Raw genomic sequence first — 15,409 nt, 5'->3', positions numbered from 1 at the left:
CAAGAAGGTGCGTGGCACGACGGATAGGAGGACAACATGGCAATCACGGTCAATCTGTATTACGCGGGCAAGGACGGGGCGGCGCGCGCGTTCGCCCAGGAAATGGAGGAGTCCGGCACCGCCGACGCGATTCGCGCGGAGGAGGGCAACGTCCGCTATCGCTATTTCCAGCCGCTGGACGACCCCGAGACCGTCCTGCTCATCGATGCATGGCGTGACCAGGACGCGCTCGACGCGCATCATGCCTCGCCGATGATGGCGAAGATCGCCGAGCTGCGCGACAAGTACGACCTGCATATGGTGGCCGAGCGCTACGTCACCGATGAGGACGGGCTACCCGATCGCGACGCCGCCTTCATCCGTCAGTAGGGCCCGCTCGCCCGTCGCGATGTCCGCGGGCCGGGCCATCTGCCCCCATGGCGGATGGCTCGGCTGGCATTTCTATGTTCAAGGAGGTAGATGCATGAATATCATCGTGCTTCAGGGAAGTCCGAACCGGAACGGTTCGACGGCGCTTCTTACCGAGGGGTTTTCGCGCGGTGCGCGCGAAGCGGGGCATACGGTGGAGCGCATCGACGTGGCGCACGAGGACGTGCGGTCCTGCACGGGCTGCGTCGCGTGCGGCTACGGCGCCCGCCCATGCGTCCAGCGCGACGCCATGGCGTCCATCTTGGACAAGATCCTCGGTGCGGGCATGGTCGTATTTGCCACACCGTTGTACTACTACGGCATGACGGCGCAGCTCAAAGCGGTTATCGACCGGTTCTGCTCCGAGAATTCCGCCATCACCGGCAAGCATCTCAAGGCGGCTTTGCTGACCGTTGCGTGGAACGCGGACGGCTGGACCTTCGAGGCGCTTGAAGCGCACTATCGGACCATCGTGCGCTACCTCGATATGGAAGATCGCGGCATGGTGCTCGGCGCCGGTTGCGGCACGCCGTCCATGACGCGCGCGACGAAGTACCCGCTTGAGGCTTATTCGCTCGGCCTGTCTCTGTAGCCGTCCTCTTGCCGTTTGTGCCGACGGCTGCTGATGGGATGCCGTTTTTCCGTTCGGCCTCTCGCGACACCAGCTCAGAGTGCCTGTTTGAGGCGCTCGTATATTGACTTGGAGTCGACTCCAAGGAGTACGGTTCTTATGTACAAGATGGGGCGGATGCGGTTCGCCCTGCAGAAGGAGAGAGAGGAAAGCATGGCTATCACTGATGGATTCAAGGCGACAGACCCTGAATACGCGGGGATCGTCGAGGCGTTTTTGGCCGAGGCGGCAGGCGACGAGACCCAGTCCCTCCCGGCTCGCACGCGCTATCTGGCAATCGTGGCGGCGCTTCTGGGCTGTCAGGGCATCGATGCGTTCGGCGCCGTAGTGCCCGAGGCGCTTCGTGCCGGCGTGACCCCGGTCGAGCTCAAGGAGGTCGTGTACCAGGCGACCGACTATCTGGGATTCGGCCGCGTCATGCCGTTTGTGGGCGCGATGAACGAGGCGCTCGATGCCGCCGGCGTCGCGCTGCCGCTCGAGGGGCAGGCGACCGTGACGCCCGAGACGCGCCTGGCCGCCGGCAACGACGTGCAGATCGAGGCTTTCGGCGAGGGCATGCGCGAGACATGGGCCAACGGCCCCGCCGAGCGCGCGACGGTCAACCGCTGGCTCGCGGCGAACTGCTTCGGCGACTACTACACCCGTCACGGCCTCACGCCTGCCGAGCGCGAGATGGTCACCTTCTGCTATCTGGTGGCCCAGGGCGGCTGCGACCCCCAGGCGACCGCGCACGCCGCCGGCAACTTCAACGTGGGCAACGACCGCGCGTTCATGTACGCCGTGGTTCACCAGATCCTGCCGTTCATCGGCTATCCCCGCGGCCTGAACGCGCTTGCCTGCATCGACGCCGCGGCAGCGAAGTAGCGCCCGTTCGGCGGAGGCGCGTTCGGTTTTGGAGCATGACGGGCCCGGTTCGCAAGTAGGGGCGGCAGCAACGTTGGTATACGTCGGGCCGCCTTGCTGGATGCGGGCTGCCCGCATCATCGATTAAGGAGGAGCATATGGCAACCGCAGATTTCACCCCCATGTTCGGCATGGGCAACCCCAACGACGCGTTCGCGCAGTATTTCATCGGCAACTCGTATCTCAATCCGCTGACGAATGCGGCTGAGTGCGGAGTCGGCCTGGCGAATGTGACCTTCGAGCCGGGGTGCCGCAACAACTGGCATATCCATCATGCCGACAAGGGCGGCGGCCAGATTCTCATCTGCACCGACGGTCGCGGCTGGTATCAGGAATGGGGCTCCGAGCCTCAGGAGCTTACCCCGGGTACCGTCGTCGTCATTCCTGCCGGCGTGAAGCATTGGCACGGCGCGGCGCGCGACTCCTGGTTCTCCCATATCGCCTTCGAGGCGCCGGGCGAGAACTGCAGCAACGAGTGGCTCGAGCCGGTCGACGACGCGTCCTACCCCGCGTAGGGGAGATGGCCCGGGGCCGGTACGTTTTGGGATGGAAACGTACCGGCCCTGCTGCGAGCATTGTCTGCTACGATGGGCGCGTCCGATCAGGAGGTGTGCCGTGGACCATCCCGAAACTGAGCACTACAAGTTCTTCAACCATGCGTCGTGCGAGTTCTACCCGTGCCACGACATGCCTGCGGAGCAGCTCAACTGCCTGTTCTGCTATTGCCCGCTGTACTGCTTGGGAGATACCTGCGGCGGCAATTTCCGCTACGTGGGCGAGCACGGAGACATCAAGGACTGCTCGGCCTGCACCCTGCCCCATCGCGTGGAGAACTTCGAGTACATCATGCGCCAGTACCAGCGCGTGAAGGATATCGCCGCCCGCCGCGAAGGCGCGTGATCGGCGCTTCACAAGGGGGCGGCTCCTCCTTATTCCACCTGCTTTCCAGGCGTGTTCCTATCGCCGGCAAAAATCGCGCGCTCAGCGATTTGCCGGCGTTTTTCTTTGCCATGTTGCTATGGGCGGCAATAAGAACCATGAGCCTGCCGACCGCAGAATATGGAGCCACAACGCACGGGAGGAGGGTCGAACCATGAAGAGGATGACCACTTCAAAGCCCCTTGTCATGTTGCTGACCGTTGCGTTGATTGCGGTGTTCATGATCCCCTGTCCGGTGCGCGCGGATGAGTCCGCGGCCGACGGGGTCGCTTCCCCGGGGCAAACGGAATCCGTGCTGCAGCCTGAGCACGTCGTCGATGAGGCGGGCATGATGGAGGGCAGCGGGCCTGCCGATGCGGCAGGAGCATCCGATATCGTCGGCAATGAGGAGGTCGTCGAGGCGGGTCTGGCGTCTGATCAGGTCGCGCAGGCGCAAGAGATGCAGCCCGCTGCGCAGATTTCCCCGACCGCGATAACGGTTCGGCCCGTATCTCCCGACAGCCTGACGTCGCTAGGGGATGCGGTGTACTGCCTGTCGGCAGGCGGCGCCGGCGCAACCGTCGATCTGTCCGCGGTGTCGGTTGAGCCCGAAGGGGCCTCGGACGCCGTGACGTGGACATCGTCCGACGAGACGGTGGCCTCGGTCTCCGATGGCCTTGTTTTGCATGCGCCGGGTATGGCAGTGCTGACCGCGACCTCGGAGCTGGACGGGACGGTGAGCGCGCATGCGCGCATCTACGTCGTGGACGGCTCCCCGACGACCGTCGATGTCGACGGCTCGGGGTGGTTGGTCGAGGCGTTTGACGGCCTTGATCTCGCGGCTGAGGTGCAGTCGCTCGACCAGGCCCTCACCGAGGTGCTCGGCGAGGGTGAGACGATCCAATTCGTCGGCACCCTCAGCTACAGCGTTCCGACCGATGAAGGGGCCGTTAGCTCTGGCCCCGCCGGCGCGGACCTGTATTTCCCCGTGCCCGATGGAGCGACGGGCGATACGGCGACCATCATGTTCTATCCCGATGGCGGGACGGGCATCGAGGTTGCGGCGCCCCTGTCGTTCGACGAGGCGGGCCTTCTGCTCGGCGCGCATGTCGAGGTCGCCTTCGACGGGGACGGGTTCACGTTGAACGGGGTGCCCGCCGCGACGGTGTGCGGGCAGTACGAAGTTATCGGAAGCGTCGACGCCAAGGTTCTGCTCGCGGAGGAGCTGGATGCCGCCCGCGCCGAGCTTGCTGAGCTGGCTGTGCTCGACGACGCGGAGCTGGGCGAGGCGGCAGATGGGACGCGCTACGTGACGCGCGATCAGTTCGACCAGATATCGAATCTGCTCGACGCCATCGAGGCGCAGCTGAAGATTCGCGCGAGCGAGGAAGACGTCGAGGTGTTTCGTCAGCAGGTCAGAGAGCTCCGTCACGATGTGGCCGAGATGCCGATGACCGTCCAGGTCGACCGCGGGGCGCTGGAAGAGGAGCTCGCGGCGGCCGACGCCGTGCGTGCCGAGGTGACGGTTTCCGAGCACGGGCGCGACGTGCTTCACGGCGGAACATGGGCGGCTCCTGCCGATGCGGCCGCGTTTGATGCGGCAATCGCGGATGCGCGCGCCGTATATGATGCCGAGGACGCGACGAGCGATGAGATCGCGGCGGCGCGCGACGCGCTGGCCGAGGCGCAGCGTGTGTTCGAGGCCGCCTGCAGCGTGGCGGAGGTGTCTCTCGAGGCGCTCGAGAGCGAGCTCGATGCCACCGCCAAGGCGGATGACGGCGTCGTGACGGTGGCACAGGCGCTCGATGCGGCGCCCGGCGCGCGTTGGGTGACGCAGGAGGCAGCGAATTCGCTGGCTGCAGCCGTGGACGCGGCGAAAGCCGTTGCGGCCAAGGAGCTTTCCGCGCTGACGCAGGATGCGGTCGACGCGGCGACCTCCAAGCTCATGAGGGCGAATGCGGGCTATCGGGAGTCCATCGCGACAAAGCCCGCGATCGAGGACATCAAGATCGAGCGCGCGGAGGCGAATATCGGGCGCGACATCGTCCACATGCTCCCGGGCAGCCCCCTTGCGCTCAAACCGGTGTTCACGCCCGCCGAGTCCGCGGTGGCGGTGACGTGGTCCTCCTCCAATACCTCCGTCGCGACGGTTGACGCTGACGGCAAGGTCACGGCGGTGGGTGACGGCGCGGCGACCATCACCGCGACAACGCGCGCGTTCGATGGCGTGGAGAGCAAGACGGCCGTGTTCACGGTCGTTCCGATCGGCTGCGGGGACCGGTGGACCTATGAGAATACGGCCGCGGGCATCGTCGTCGAGGGCGTCCCCTCCGGAGTCGACGTGACGGCAGATGTCGTGACGGGGTCCCAGGGGTTCCCGGTCGGAAAGCTTGGTCGCGATGATCGCGCTGTCGCCGGCGTGTTCGTAACGCTCGCAACGGGGTCCGAGCACACCGTGGTCGGCATCCCGATCGAGGGCATGAGCGCCCGTATCCCTCTTGGGACCGACGCGTATGACGGCAAGAAAGTCGAAGCGACGCTGTACGGAGATGACGGTTACACCTACACGTATACGGCGACGGCAAGCGGCGGAACGATCTATCTGACGATTCCCGCCGGAGGCTACGTGGAGACCATCGCGCGTGCCGCCCTGCTGGCGGAAACGCCCGATAAGCAGGGCGATCCCGCCAAGCCCTCCGATGAGGCGAAGCCGTCTGACGATGACGTGCGCGAGCGCCTCGCCCAGACGGGTGACGAATCGGTGGCGGCGATAGCCGCTCTCGGCGGCGCCGGTGCTCTGGCAGCGGTGTCCGGTATCGCCTTGATTCGAAGGAGGAAGATCTCGTAAGCGGCTCAAGGGTCAGTGAGGCTGTACGTTTCGGTCATCGGTGAGACCACGGGACTACCCGGCAACGGTACCCAGTAACTGTACCCAGAACTGAGAGAGGGCCCCTTGGAAGGCCCTCTCTCTCAGTTCTGGGTACAGTTACTGGGTACCGTTAGCGGGTGGCCCGGTAGAAGCGGTGGCCGAGCCTTGCTCGAGGGGTCCGCTTCACGATGCGCTGCGATCGCCCGTCTCGCCCTGCGGGGCTTGAAGGCCTTAATTCAGCGCTTTCCTAACGGATCTTAGTAGGAGATGGCGCTCGGCGAGAAGTCCTCTGCGACGGCTATCGCGATGTCCGCCGCCGCGCGGATGTCTTGCGGCGCGCAGATGGAGGCGCCTGCGTGGATGTAGCGGCAGGGGACGCCGGCGACCACGCAGGGGATATCGAGCTGATGGATGACGCCTCCGTTGGTTCCGCCGCCGGTGCGCACGGAGGTCTGCGCGGGCAGGCCGCGGGACTGGGCGACTCTGAGCACATATCGCTGAAAACGCGGATGCGTGATCATGCAGCGATCGAAGTAGCGGAACATCGGTCCTTTTCGCAACGCGGTCTGGATCTCGTCGGCGGGCGTGAACGTGTCGTCTGCCGGGCATCCTTCAAACACGAACGCGGCAGCGGGCTCGATTGCGCGCACGGCGGCGCCGATGCCCCGCTCGCCCATCTCTTCCTGCGCCGAGATGCAGCCGATGACGTTGACCGGCAGGTCGTCGCGCTGCGCGAGCTCTCGCAGCGCGAGCAGCAGGGCGCACACGCCCGCGCGGCAATCGAAGGCCTTGCCGATCGCGATGTCGCGCTGCTCGTCATATGAAAACGTAGTCGCCGCCACGAACGGCTCGCCGATGCGCACGCCGAAACGCTCTAGGGCGTCTTGCTTCGAGGTCGCGCCGACGTCGAGCGTAAGCGGCGCCTTGCCGTCGGCGCGCTCGGTGGCGGTCCAGAAGTGCGGCGGCTTGACGCCGACGACGCCGCGGATCCAGGCGCCGGCGCCCGTGCGCACGAAGACGTCCTGGCCGGCGAGCGTCCCGGGGGCGATATGGCCCAGCTCGACGAAATTCATCGTGCCGCCCGCATGGATCGCCTGCACCATGCCGCCGACTTCGTCCCCATGGGCGTCGAACAGCAGCGTCGGCTTGTCCGCATCGACGGTATGCGGCGTGATGATGACGTCAAGCAGGCTGTTGACCTCGACGTTCGCCCAGTCGGCGCAGAACGCGCGCACGATATCGACCACCTCGTCCTCAAAGCCCGAGGGGGCTTTGGCGTTCGAGAGGCGGGCGAGCAGGTCGATCAGTTCGGCATCGTCGGCATGCATGGGCAGGTCCTTTCCACGGGGCTATCGCTTACTCGAGCAATGAGCATAGAGGACGCTGAGGGCTGAAGCTCTGTCAACGAGGCAAGTCCCCACGATTTTATCTATGCAAATTACCTATAGCTAGCTATACCTTATAGGTCTTTTACATAGCTGATAGCGCGTCATACCATGATGGCTACCAGAAAGGAGTGACCATGGGTGAATTGAGCGAAGATCTTGAGCGGTGCCTGTGCGATTGCGATTGCGATGCCGAGCGGACTGCCAAGGCGAAATGCTCGTGCGAGGAGGGGCGCGTGCGCGAGACGAAGCGCGTACTGCTCGGAGAGCGCCAGCGCCTGCTCGACGAGATGCATGCCTCTCAGAAGGGCATCGATGCCATCGACCATATGCTGCATCGCGTGAGCTGCGAATGCGCGCCTCGCCGGCCCTGGGGCAAGGCTGCAGAAGGGGAGGATGGTTCCCGTGAGTGATCGCGTGGCGGAAATCCTTTTAGATTCATTCTCCAGGATCCTGATTCCAGGTTTGACCGCGACGATCCCGTTGGCGCTCATCTCGTTTGCCATCGCCCTGGTGATCGCCATGGCCGTGGCGCTCGTGCAGTACGCGAAGGTTCCCGTGCTCACGCAGATCGCGCGCTTCTACATCTGGATCATCCGCGGCACGCCGCTGCTCGTGCAGCTCTACGTCGTGTTTTACGGCCTACCCGATTTTGGAATCGTGCTCGATCCGTTTCCGGCGGCCATCATCGTGTTCTCCATCAATACGGGCGCCTATTCGGCCGAGACCATTCGCGGCGCGCTCGAAGCGGTGCCGTCCGGCCAGCTTGAAGCGGGCTATTGCGTGGGCATGAGCTACATGCAGATCATGCGCCGCATCCTGCTGCCGCAGGCGATGCGCTCGGCGTTCCCGCCGCTTTCCAACGAGCTCATCGCGCTCGTGAAGGACACGTCGCTCGCCGCTAACATCACGGTGCTCGAGATGCTCATGGCCACGCAGCAGATCGTGTCGCGCACCTACGAGGCGCTTCCTCTGTACTTGGAGGTCGCAGCCATCTACCTGCTGTTCTCCACGGTTCTCACGTGGCTGCAGGGCATTGGCGAGAAGAAGCTCGCGTCGTTCGGCATGGAGAGGGGATAGGCCATGGCTCAAGAGATGCTGACACTCGAGGGTGTGCGCAAAACCTTCGGCGATGTCGAGGTGCTGCACGGCATCGACCTGACGGTGCATCGCGGCGAGGTCGTCGCCATCCTGGGGCCGTCCGGCTCCGGCAAGACGACGCTTTTACGCTGCGCGAATTTCCTCGAGCGTGCAGATGCGGGTACGCTTGCGCTAGGTGGCGAGCGCTTCGATTTGGCGCATGCGACCAAGCGCGAGGTCGCAGCCGTGCGCAAGAAGACCGCATTCGTGTTCCAGAACTACAACCTCTTTCGCAACCGCACCGTTTTGGGCAATGTGACCGAGGGCCTTATCGTTGCCCGCAAGATGCCGCGGGCTCAGGCAGAAAAGATCGCGCGGGACTGTCTCGAGCGCGTCGGCATGGGAGACCGCGCCGACGCCTACCCGATCCAGCTTTCCGGCGGCCAGCAGCAGCGTGTCGCCATCGCGCGCGCCATGGCGACCGATCCGGAGATCATCTACTTCGATGAGCCCACCAGCGCGCTCGACCCCGAGCTGACCATCGAGGTGCTCGGGTCCATGCGCCGGCTCGCCGAGGACGGCATGACCATGCTCGTGGTCACCCACGAGATGGGGTTCGCCCGCAACGTCGCGGACCGCGTCGTCTTCATGGAGGGCGGTTCGGTGGTGGCGACGGCGCCGTCGGCCGAGTTTTTCGAGCATCCGGATAACGACCGCGTGCGCGCGTTTCTGCGTACGGTGGGCGGCGAGGGCTGAGGGGCGACGCTCGCGGCTGCGATGGCCGCGTCGGCCCTTTCGGCTCACTGCAAGGTGCCAAACCTGAATGGAAAGGAATCGATAGCAATGTTGGAAAACAAGGTTTCCCGTCGAAGCTTCCTGTCGATGGTCGCCGGCGTCTCGATGCTCGGCCTTGCGGGCTGCAGCGGCGGCGGTGATGGCGCTTCCGGCTCCACCGGGTCTGAAGGCGGCGACCTGCTCGAGCAGATCACGGAGCGCGGAGAGATGACGTTCGCCACCGAGGGCACGTGGAGCCCCTGGACGTTCCATGACGAGGACGGCGACCTGACCGGCTTCGATATCGAGGTGGCACGCGCCATCGCTGCCGAGCTCGGCGTCGAGGCGAGCTTTGCCGAGGGCGAGTGGGACGGCCTGCTTGCAGGCCTGGATTCCGGTCGCTACGACACGATGGCCAACGGCGTCTCGGTCACCGAGGAGCGCGAGGAGAAATACGATTTCACCGACCCGTATGCCTACAACACCATCGTGGTCATCACGCGGGGAGACTCGGACATCGCGTCCATGGAGGACCTGGCGGGTAAGACGACGGCCAACACGCTCGGTTCGAGCTATGCGATCCTCGCCGAAGCCAACGGCGCGACCAACACGGGCGTGGACGACTTCAACCAGACCATCGAGCTGCTCGAGGCGGGCCGCATCGACGCGACGCTGAACGACGAGGTCGTCTTCTATGACTACATGGCCCAGCACCCCGATGCGGACCTGAAGATCGCGGCGGAAAACGACGAGCCCACGTACGTTGCGTTCCCGCTGCGTCGCGAGGAGGCGACAGCGAGCCTGCTCGCGGCCATGAACGAGGCAATCGCCACCCTGCGCGAGAACGGCACGCTGTCGGAGCTCTCCCAGGAGTTTTTCGGCATCGATATCACCGAGGCGTAAGGGAGCGATGGCGCGATCCTTTCGCCTCGCTCGCTTCCTCGCGCCGCCGTCATCTTCCGCGGCGGTGCTCCCCGTGATGGCCGGCGCCGCTCTCGGCGGTGTAGGCGCTTTGCGACTCTTCCGAATCGCCGTGCCGATGGCCCGCATCTGAGCATCCGCCTGCGGCGGAGGAGACGTCGACGTCTTCCGCATCGGCGCGATCGAGCAGCTCGCGCATGGTCATGGTGCTCGCCTCGTCCGCAGAGACGTCGACGCCGCTGTCGACGAGTTCCTGCCAGACACGGTATTTGCCTATGCCCATGCCGGCGAGCTCAGCCTCATGGTGCTCCTCTTCGCTCGCGTGCGCGCAGCTCACCTGCCCGGTTCCGGCTGAGTCGAGGCAGCGCGTGCCGACCGACTCGAGTGCGGCCGCCTGCGACTCGTTGTCGCAGGTCACGGTCATCTGCACCGTGGCCCCGTCGGCGATATAGGCCTGGAGCTCGTCTTCCAGCGCATCCATCGCGTCTTGATACGGCATGCCCTCGACTTGGGCCGCCGCGAGCAGCTGCTCGCCGTCATCGTTGTAGGCACGCGTGCTCGCCACGCGATCGAAGCGGTTGATGCCGAGCTCGATTGAGGGATTCACATCGATGGCTACGTAGGCGTAGGGCTGCGAGGCCCATGTCACGCCGCCGATGCCGAGCGTTGCGAGCACCAGGCAAGCAGCGAGCGCGGCGACGAGGGGGATACGGCGGCGCCGGGCGCGCGCGTGGGCCCCGGCGGCTCCTGCCACGATATGAAGAGAAGGGGCCTCCGTCGCGCTTCCGCTGCCTGTGCCGTCGGCGTCATCCGCCTGGTGCGCGCGTTCGGCCTCAATGCGCGCGAGCGTTCGCTCAGCGAGCCCTGCGGGCATATGCGCACCGTCGAAGGCCCCTCGAACGCGCCGTTCAAGCTTGTCGGTCATGATAGGGCCTCCCTCAGCCGCTTCTTCCCGCGTGAGATCCATGAGTACACGGTGCCCACCGGCATGCCGGTCATCTGGGAGATCTCGCGCGCGGTATAGCCTTCGTACAGGGCCAGGTACAGCTGCGTTTTGGGCGGATCCCCCAAGGAGTCGAGTGCCCCGAGCACTTCGGCAAGCTCGAGGGCCGCGCGGTCGTCTGCGGTCCCCAGCTCCCCCTCGCGTCCCTGCTCGGCCATCTCGTCGACCGATTCGTTGTTGTTCCGCGCCGCCTTGAGGACGTCTTTGCAGGTGTTGATGGCGACGCGAAGCAGCCATGCCTTGGCGTGGCCGTCATCGTTGAACGGGGCGTCGTGCAGGGCGTATTTGAGAAATGTGTCCTGAAACGCGTCCTCGGCGTCCGCGGGGCGCAGATAGAGCAGACAGGCGCGCCAGACGGCATCGCCGTAGGCGCGGACTGCCTGCTCTATATCGGACGATGCCCGCATGCGCGCACGCTCGCTTTCTAGCAATGGGCATGCGCGCGGTGCTGTCCGGTGCATCCGTTTTTGTGCAGATGATGCCCTGTGCGCGCACGTCCCCCGCCCCTATTGTTGCAGAGATCGCGCTGGTTGCGGCATGCCGAATTCGCGCAGTTGTCGCATATGCCGTCGCTGTCGGCATCGATGTAGGAGGGGCGCGAAGCCTGCACGTCCGATCCTGCCGCAAGGCTGCTCGTCAGACTTGTCCCCGAGGTCGCGTCCGCGGTGCTCGCCGCGTGCGCGGGCATGGCGGCGATAAGCCCCGTCCCGAGTATCGCCGCTGCCGCGATTGCCACGATGGCGCCTGTTACGGAGGTATGTTTGCCCGAAGCGCTCATGATGATCCTTTCTCTAGGTTCTCTAGGCCGCCTGCATCCGCAGTCGGCTTTCTTCCCGTCATCATGAACACGACTGGGGCCGCGGAATCCTTGCAGCGATAGCGATCTTTTTTAATTGCCATGATGGGTTGTTCGGGGACGGGTTCGTTTCAACCCATGCTCGATGTCGCGACGGTTTTTGCGGAAAGCTCGAATGAAATATGCATACTAATCCGAGCAGAACGAGAAGCCACGAGGTGGAAAGCCATGCCGTATTGGCCGTTATGCAAAACATCCGAACTATTCCCGCAGAATCCGTCGCGTCGGTTTTTGCGGGAAAGCGCGTAGCGGCCAGGCGCCTGCGGCGTGTCGCTGCCGCGGCCCATCGGCCCTTCCTCTCGGCAGGGCGGGTCGCCCCCGTGTCGTCTGCTCGCAATGAATACGGAATGGCACGAGAGGTATATTCCCAGGAAGGCTATACAGTTTCAGCATATAAGACTATGACATATAGGTATTTGAAATACCTTCAGAGGGCTTGCAGAATACTGGGGAGAGGAGGTTGCGTCTATTCATCGGACATCAACATGGGGCTCCATGAGGATCCATGCCGCCTTGGCGGCCGCGTTCATACTCGCCGCTCTCTCCCTGAGCGGTTGCGGATTCGTGCAGGAGCGCGCGACGGGGTCTGCGTCTGAAGCGCCGCTGCCGACATCGCAGCATGCGGCGCCTGCAGCCGGCGATGACGAACGGGCTGGCGCGGTGAGTGAGGAAGGGGATCAGGCGGTGCAGAGCATCACGCTTACCATCAACGGGACGCTGTATACGGCGACGTTGGAGGACACCGAGGCGGCGCGTGCGCTCGCTGAGCGGCTGCCGCTGTCGATTTCGATGTCGGAGCTGAACGGCAACGAGAAGTACTGCTACCTCGATGAGGGCCTGCCCACGAGTTCTTCTCGTCCGGGCACCATCCAGGCGGGCGATATCATGCTGTTCGGCAGCGACTGCCTCGTCCTGTTCTACGAGACGTTCTCGAGCGGCTACAGCTATACGCAGATCGGCCGCATCGACGACCCGACAGGATTGGCGCAGGCGGTCGGCAGCGGTTCCGTCACCGTGGCGTGGGAGTAGGGGCGGCGCGCGGCTGCTCGCGGCAGCGTGATATGCGCACGGTCGTTTTCAACTCCGCCGGTCGGTAACGCGCCGTCTATTCGGGCTTTCTTGCTGTCGCCGACAGCGTGCTTGACGCAGGAAGCGACCGGCGGGCCACATCGCATTTCGATAAGTATCCATCATGTCAGACCCTTTCATTGCGAAGGGGCTGGGCGATTGTGCGGCTTGTGACCGCATGGAGGTGAACGGGCAACGTGAAAGGGATCAGTAACAGGTTGTTGGTGCTCATCCTGACGCTCGGCGTGTTCGGCATCCTGAACACCGAGATGGGCATCGTGGGAGTCATCCCGTACGTGGCCGAGCGATTCGGCGTCTCGGTTCCCGACGCCGGCATACTTGTGAGCGGGTTCGCGCTCATCGTCGCTATCGCCGGCCCCACCATGCCGCTGCTGTTCTCGCGCATGAACCGCAAGACGGTGATGCTGCTGGCGCTCGGCGTCTTCTCGGCGTGCAATCTGTTCTCGGTGGTTGCACCCACCTTCGAGCTGCTGCTCGCCGCTCGCGTGATCCCGGCGGCGTTCCATCCGCTCTACGTGTCCATGGCAATGGCCGTAGCGCAGCAGACTGGAGACACGGCGGCGGAGCGCGCCAGGAATTCGGCGCAGGTGTTCGTGGGCGTGTCCGCGGGCATGGTCGTCGGGGCGCCCGTTGCCGGCGTGCTTGCGAGCTCGATCGACCTCTCGGCCGCTATGGCGTTTTTCGCCATCGTGACGGTCGCGGCGCTCATGCTCACGGTCGCGTTCGTCCCCTCGATGCCGGTGGAGAAGCCCATGAGCTACGGCAGGCAGGTCGCTATTTTGATGAAGCCCGTCGTGCTCGCCTCGCTGCTCGCGGCGGCATCGATCAACGCCGCCATGTTCGGGTTCTACAGCTACCTGTCCGACTATCTGGGCAGCGCGGTCGGTATGGGCGCGGCGCTCGTGAGCGGCGGTCTGCTCGTCTACGGCCTGGCGAACATCGTGGGCAACATGGCGGCGGGCCGTGCGCTCGGCGTTTCTCCGCGTGCGGTCATGGTCATGGGGCCGATTGCGCTTGCCGTGCTGTATGTGGCGCTCTACCTCGCGGGCAATGCGCTCATTGCCACCTCGGCGGTCCTTATCGCCCTTGGCGTCGCCGTGGGCGTTGCCAACACGACCGACCAGTATATGGTGAGCCGTTCCGCGCCCGAGGCCCCCGACTTCGCCAACGGCATGTTCCTTACGGCGACGAATCTCGGCACGACGGTGGGCACGAGCGTGTGCGGCGCGCTCATCACCGCAGGGGGCACGCAGCTGTCCGTGCTCGGCACGCTGCCCTGCCTGGCGCTCGGCGTGCTGTTCACCGTCTTCCGCCTGCGTTGCGCTCATGTAGGCGAGGGGGATGCGGCATAGCATCTCGTGCCGGCCGCGGTGCAACATGGCTGTTGCCTTGAAGTTCACTTCAAGGTCGATAATGACGACGCGTTGCATATCGAACAGAGGAGCTTTCCATGGAATATCGCGTGTTGCCGCATGGCGGCGAGAAGATCAGCGTGATCGGCTTGGGATCGGCGGGCATCCACAACGCCGACGCCGCGGAGGTCGAGCGCACCTACGATGCCGCTATCGACGCAGGCGTCAACCATTTCGATTTCATTCCGAGCGAGTCCGCGCCCTTCGAGGCGATGGGCCGCGTTCTGGGCCGTCATCGCGAGCAGGTGCGCATCCAGGTGCACATCGGTGCGCTCTACGGCAGCGGGGCATACGGCTGGACGACCGAGGCGGCTCCCGCCATCGCTGAGTTCGAGCGTCGCCTGGCGACGGTCGGCACCGACTACGCGGATTTCGGCTTCATCCACTGCATCGACGAGGATGCCGACCTGGACCGCGTCATGAACGGCGGCATCTGGGACTACGCGCAGGCGCGCCATGCGGACGGGACCATTCGCCATCTGGCGTTCTCGACGCACAATCCGCATATCGCCCGGCGCCTGCTTGCGACCGGTGCCTTCGATCTGGCCATGTTCAGCCTGAACCCCATGTACGACTACACCGATGAGTCCGAGTACGGGCGGGGCGAGGCGTCGGACCGCATGGCCCTGCTGCAGGAATTCGAGCGCGCCGGCGTGGGCGTGAGCGTGATGAAGCCGTTCGCGGGCGGCCAGCTGCTCGACGCGGCGCAGTCGCCGTTCGGTCGCGCGCTCACGCGGACGCAGTGCATCCAGTACGCACTCGACCGGCCGGGCGTGCTCACGGTGCTGCCCGGCGTGCGCGGAGAGGCCGACCTGCGCGATCTGCTGTCGTACCTCGACGCGACGCCCGAGGAGCGCGACTACTCCGTGCTCGCCGACATGGCGCCGCAGTCGCGCGAGGCCCGCTGCGTGTACTGCAACCACTGCCAGCCGTGTCCGGCGGGCATCCAGATCGGCCTGGTCAACAAGTACTACGACCTGGCCCTCGTGGGCGATGAGCTCGCGGCGGAGCACTACCGCAACCTCGAGCACCATGCGGGCGAGTGCATCGGCTGCGGTCATTGCGACAGCCGCTGCCCGTTCGGGGTGGCCCAGTCCGAGCGCATGGGAATCATCGCGGATCACTTCGGCCTGTAGCTTATTACCCTTCGAGGGGCCCTG

17 protein-coding genes are annotated in these 15,409 nt (G+C 64.9%); 13 read left to right on the top strand and 4 right to left on the bottom strand.

From position 1 onward, the window contains the following. Nucleotides 1-36: 36 nt before the first annotated feature. The 6 genes from B5F74_RS08960 to B5F74_RS08935 all read left to right on the top strand — a co-directional run bounded on the left by B5F74_RS08960 (nucleotide 37) and on the right by B5F74_RS08935 (nucleotide 5,708). Entirely contained in the window at nucleotides 37-369 is a 333-nt protein-coding gene (locus tag B5F74_RS08960; protein WP_087201758.1) for a putative quinol monooxygenase, read from the top strand. A 94-nt stretch (nucleotides 370-463) separates the two neighbouring features. Further along, the gene (locus B5F74_RS08955; RefSeq protein WP_087201756.1) at nucleotides 464-1,000 is read left to right on the top strand and encodes a flavodoxin family protein; all 537 of its coding nucleotides are present in this window, start codon (nucleotides 464-466) and stop codon (nucleotides 998-1,000) included. A gap of 192 nt (nucleotides 1,001-1,192) precedes the next feature. Beyond that, entirely contained in the window at nucleotides 1,193-1,903 is a 711-nt protein-coding gene (locus B5F74_RS08950; protein WP_087201820.1) for a carboxymuconolactone decarboxylase family protein, read from the top strand. Nucleotides 1,904-2,040: 137 nt separating this feature from the next. Then, a complete protein-coding gene (locus tag B5F74_RS08945) occupies nucleotides 2,041-2,457 on the top strand; it encodes a cupin domain-containing protein (protein WP_066831491.1) in 417 nt (138 codons plus the stop codon). A 100-nt stretch (nucleotides 2,458-2,557) separates the two neighbouring features. After that, complete coding sequence (locus B5F74_RS08940) at nucleotides 2,558-2,842, top strand: cysteine-rich small domain-containing protein (protein WP_239283440.1); 285 nt, start codon at nucleotides 2,558-2,560, stop codon at nucleotides 2,840-2,842. A 193-nt stretch (nucleotides 2,843-3,035) separates the two neighbouring features. Beyond that, the gene (locus tag B5F74_RS08935; RefSeq protein ID WP_087201754.1) at nucleotides 3,036-5,708 is read left to right on the top strand and encodes an Ig-like domain-containing protein; all 2,673 of its coding nucleotides are present in this window, start codon (nucleotides 3,036-3,038) and stop codon (nucleotides 5,706-5,708) included. A 278-nt stretch (nucleotides 5,709-5,986) separates the two neighbouring features. Here B5F74_RS08935 and B5F74_RS08930 read toward each other — a convergent pair whose 3' ends face one another. Further along, nucleotides 5,987-7,057: a M20/M25/M40 family metallo-hydrolase gene (locus B5F74_RS08930; RefSeq protein WP_066831497.1), complete on the bottom strand. Its 1,071-nt coding sequence runs from the start codon at nucleotides 7,055-7,057 to the stop codon at nucleotides 5,987-5,989. Between the two features lie 194 nt (nucleotides 7,058-7,251). Between B5F74_RS08930 and B5F74_RS08925 the strand changes: the two genes are divergently transcribed. The 4 genes from B5F74_RS08925 to B5F74_RS08915 all read left to right on the top strand — a co-directional run bounded on the left by B5F74_RS08925 (nucleotide 7,252) and on the right by B5F74_RS08915 (nucleotide 9,871). Further along, complete coding sequence (locus tag B5F74_RS08925; protein WP_066831792.1) at nucleotides 7,252-7,527, top strand: hypothetical protein; 276 nt, start codon at nucleotides 7,252-7,254, stop codon at nucleotides 7,525-7,527. Then, nucleotides 7,520-8,194, top strand: a complete 675-nt coding sequence (locus B5F74_RS12485) for an amino acid ABC transporter permease (RefSeq protein WP_147569573.1) — start codon at nucleotides 7,520-7,522, stop codon at nucleotides 8,192-8,194. Before B5F74_RS08925 ends, B5F74_RS12485 begins: the two co-directional genes overlap by 8 nt. 3 nt (nucleotides 8,195-8,197) lie before the next feature. After that, a complete protein-coding gene (locus tag B5F74_RS12480) occupies nucleotides 8,198-8,950 on the top strand; it encodes an amino acid ABC transporter ATP-binding protein (protein ID WP_275531974.1) in 753 nt (250 codons plus the stop codon). 87 nt (nucleotides 8,951-9,037) lie between these two features. Beyond that, a complete protein-coding gene (locus tag B5F74_RS08915) occupies nucleotides 9,038-9,871 on the top strand; it encodes a transporter substrate-binding domain-containing protein (protein WP_087201752.1) in 834 nt (277 codons plus the stop codon). Between the two features lie 49 nt (nucleotides 9,872-9,920). On the opposite strand, the gene B5F74_RS08910 is transcribed toward B5F74_RS08915, so the two are convergent. The 3 genes from B5F74_RS08910 to B5F74_RS08900 are packed head-to-tail and all read right to left on the bottom strand — an operon-like array spanning nucleotide 9,921 to nucleotide 11,670. After that, nucleotides 9,921-10,814, bottom strand: coding sequence for a hypothetical protein (locus tag B5F74_RS08910; protein WP_087201750.1), 894 nt, complete (start codon nucleotides 10,812-10,814; stop codon nucleotides 9,921-9,923). Continuing rightward, nucleotides 10,811-11,299: a sigma-70 family RNA polymerase sigma factor gene (locus B5F74_RS08905; RefSeq protein ID WP_087201748.1), complete on the bottom strand. Its 489-nt coding sequence runs from the start codon at nucleotides 11,297-11,299 to the stop codon at nucleotides 10,811-10,813. The genes B5F74_RS08910 and B5F74_RS08905 overlap by 4 nt, the downstream gene beginning before the upstream one ends. A gap of 17 nt (nucleotides 11,300-11,316) precedes the next feature. After that, nucleotides 11,317-11,670 (bottom strand): hypothetical protein, encoded by a 354-nt coding sequence (locus B5F74_RS08900; protein ID WP_087201746.1) that lies wholly within the window; start codon nucleotides 11,668-11,670, stop codon nucleotides 11,317-11,319. A gap of 573 nt (nucleotides 11,671-12,243) precedes the next feature. Between B5F74_RS08900 and B5F74_RS12415 the strand changes: the two genes are divergently transcribed. From B5F74_RS12415 to B5F74_RS08885, 3 genes are all read left to right on the top strand, one after another. After that, entirely contained in the window at nucleotides 12,244-12,777 is a 534-nt protein-coding gene (locus B5F74_RS12415; protein WP_158095734.1) for a cyclophilin-like fold protein, read from the top strand. Nucleotides 12,778-13,013: 236 nt separating this feature from the next. Continuing rightward, a complete protein-coding gene (locus B5F74_RS08890) occupies nucleotides 13,014-14,189 on the top strand; it encodes an MFS transporter (protein WP_204212529.1) in 1,176 nt (391 codons plus the stop codon). Between the two features lie 98 nt (nucleotides 14,190-14,287). Then, nucleotides 14,288-15,385 (top strand): aldo/keto reductase, encoded by a 1,098-nt coding sequence (locus B5F74_RS08885; RefSeq protein ID WP_087201742.1) that lies wholly within the window; start codon nucleotides 14,288-14,290, stop codon nucleotides 15,383-15,385. Nucleotides 15,386-15,409: the final 24 nt, after the last annotated feature.

It is taken from the genome of Collinsella sp. An271, assembly GCF_002159695.1.
Taxonomy (GTDB): domain Bacteria; phylum Actinomycetota; class Coriobacteriia; order Coriobacteriales; family Coriobacteriaceae; genus Collinsella; species Collinsella ihumii.
Note: the sequence above shows the minus strand (reverse complement) of the source record. Positions and strands in the feature narration are given on the sequence as shown.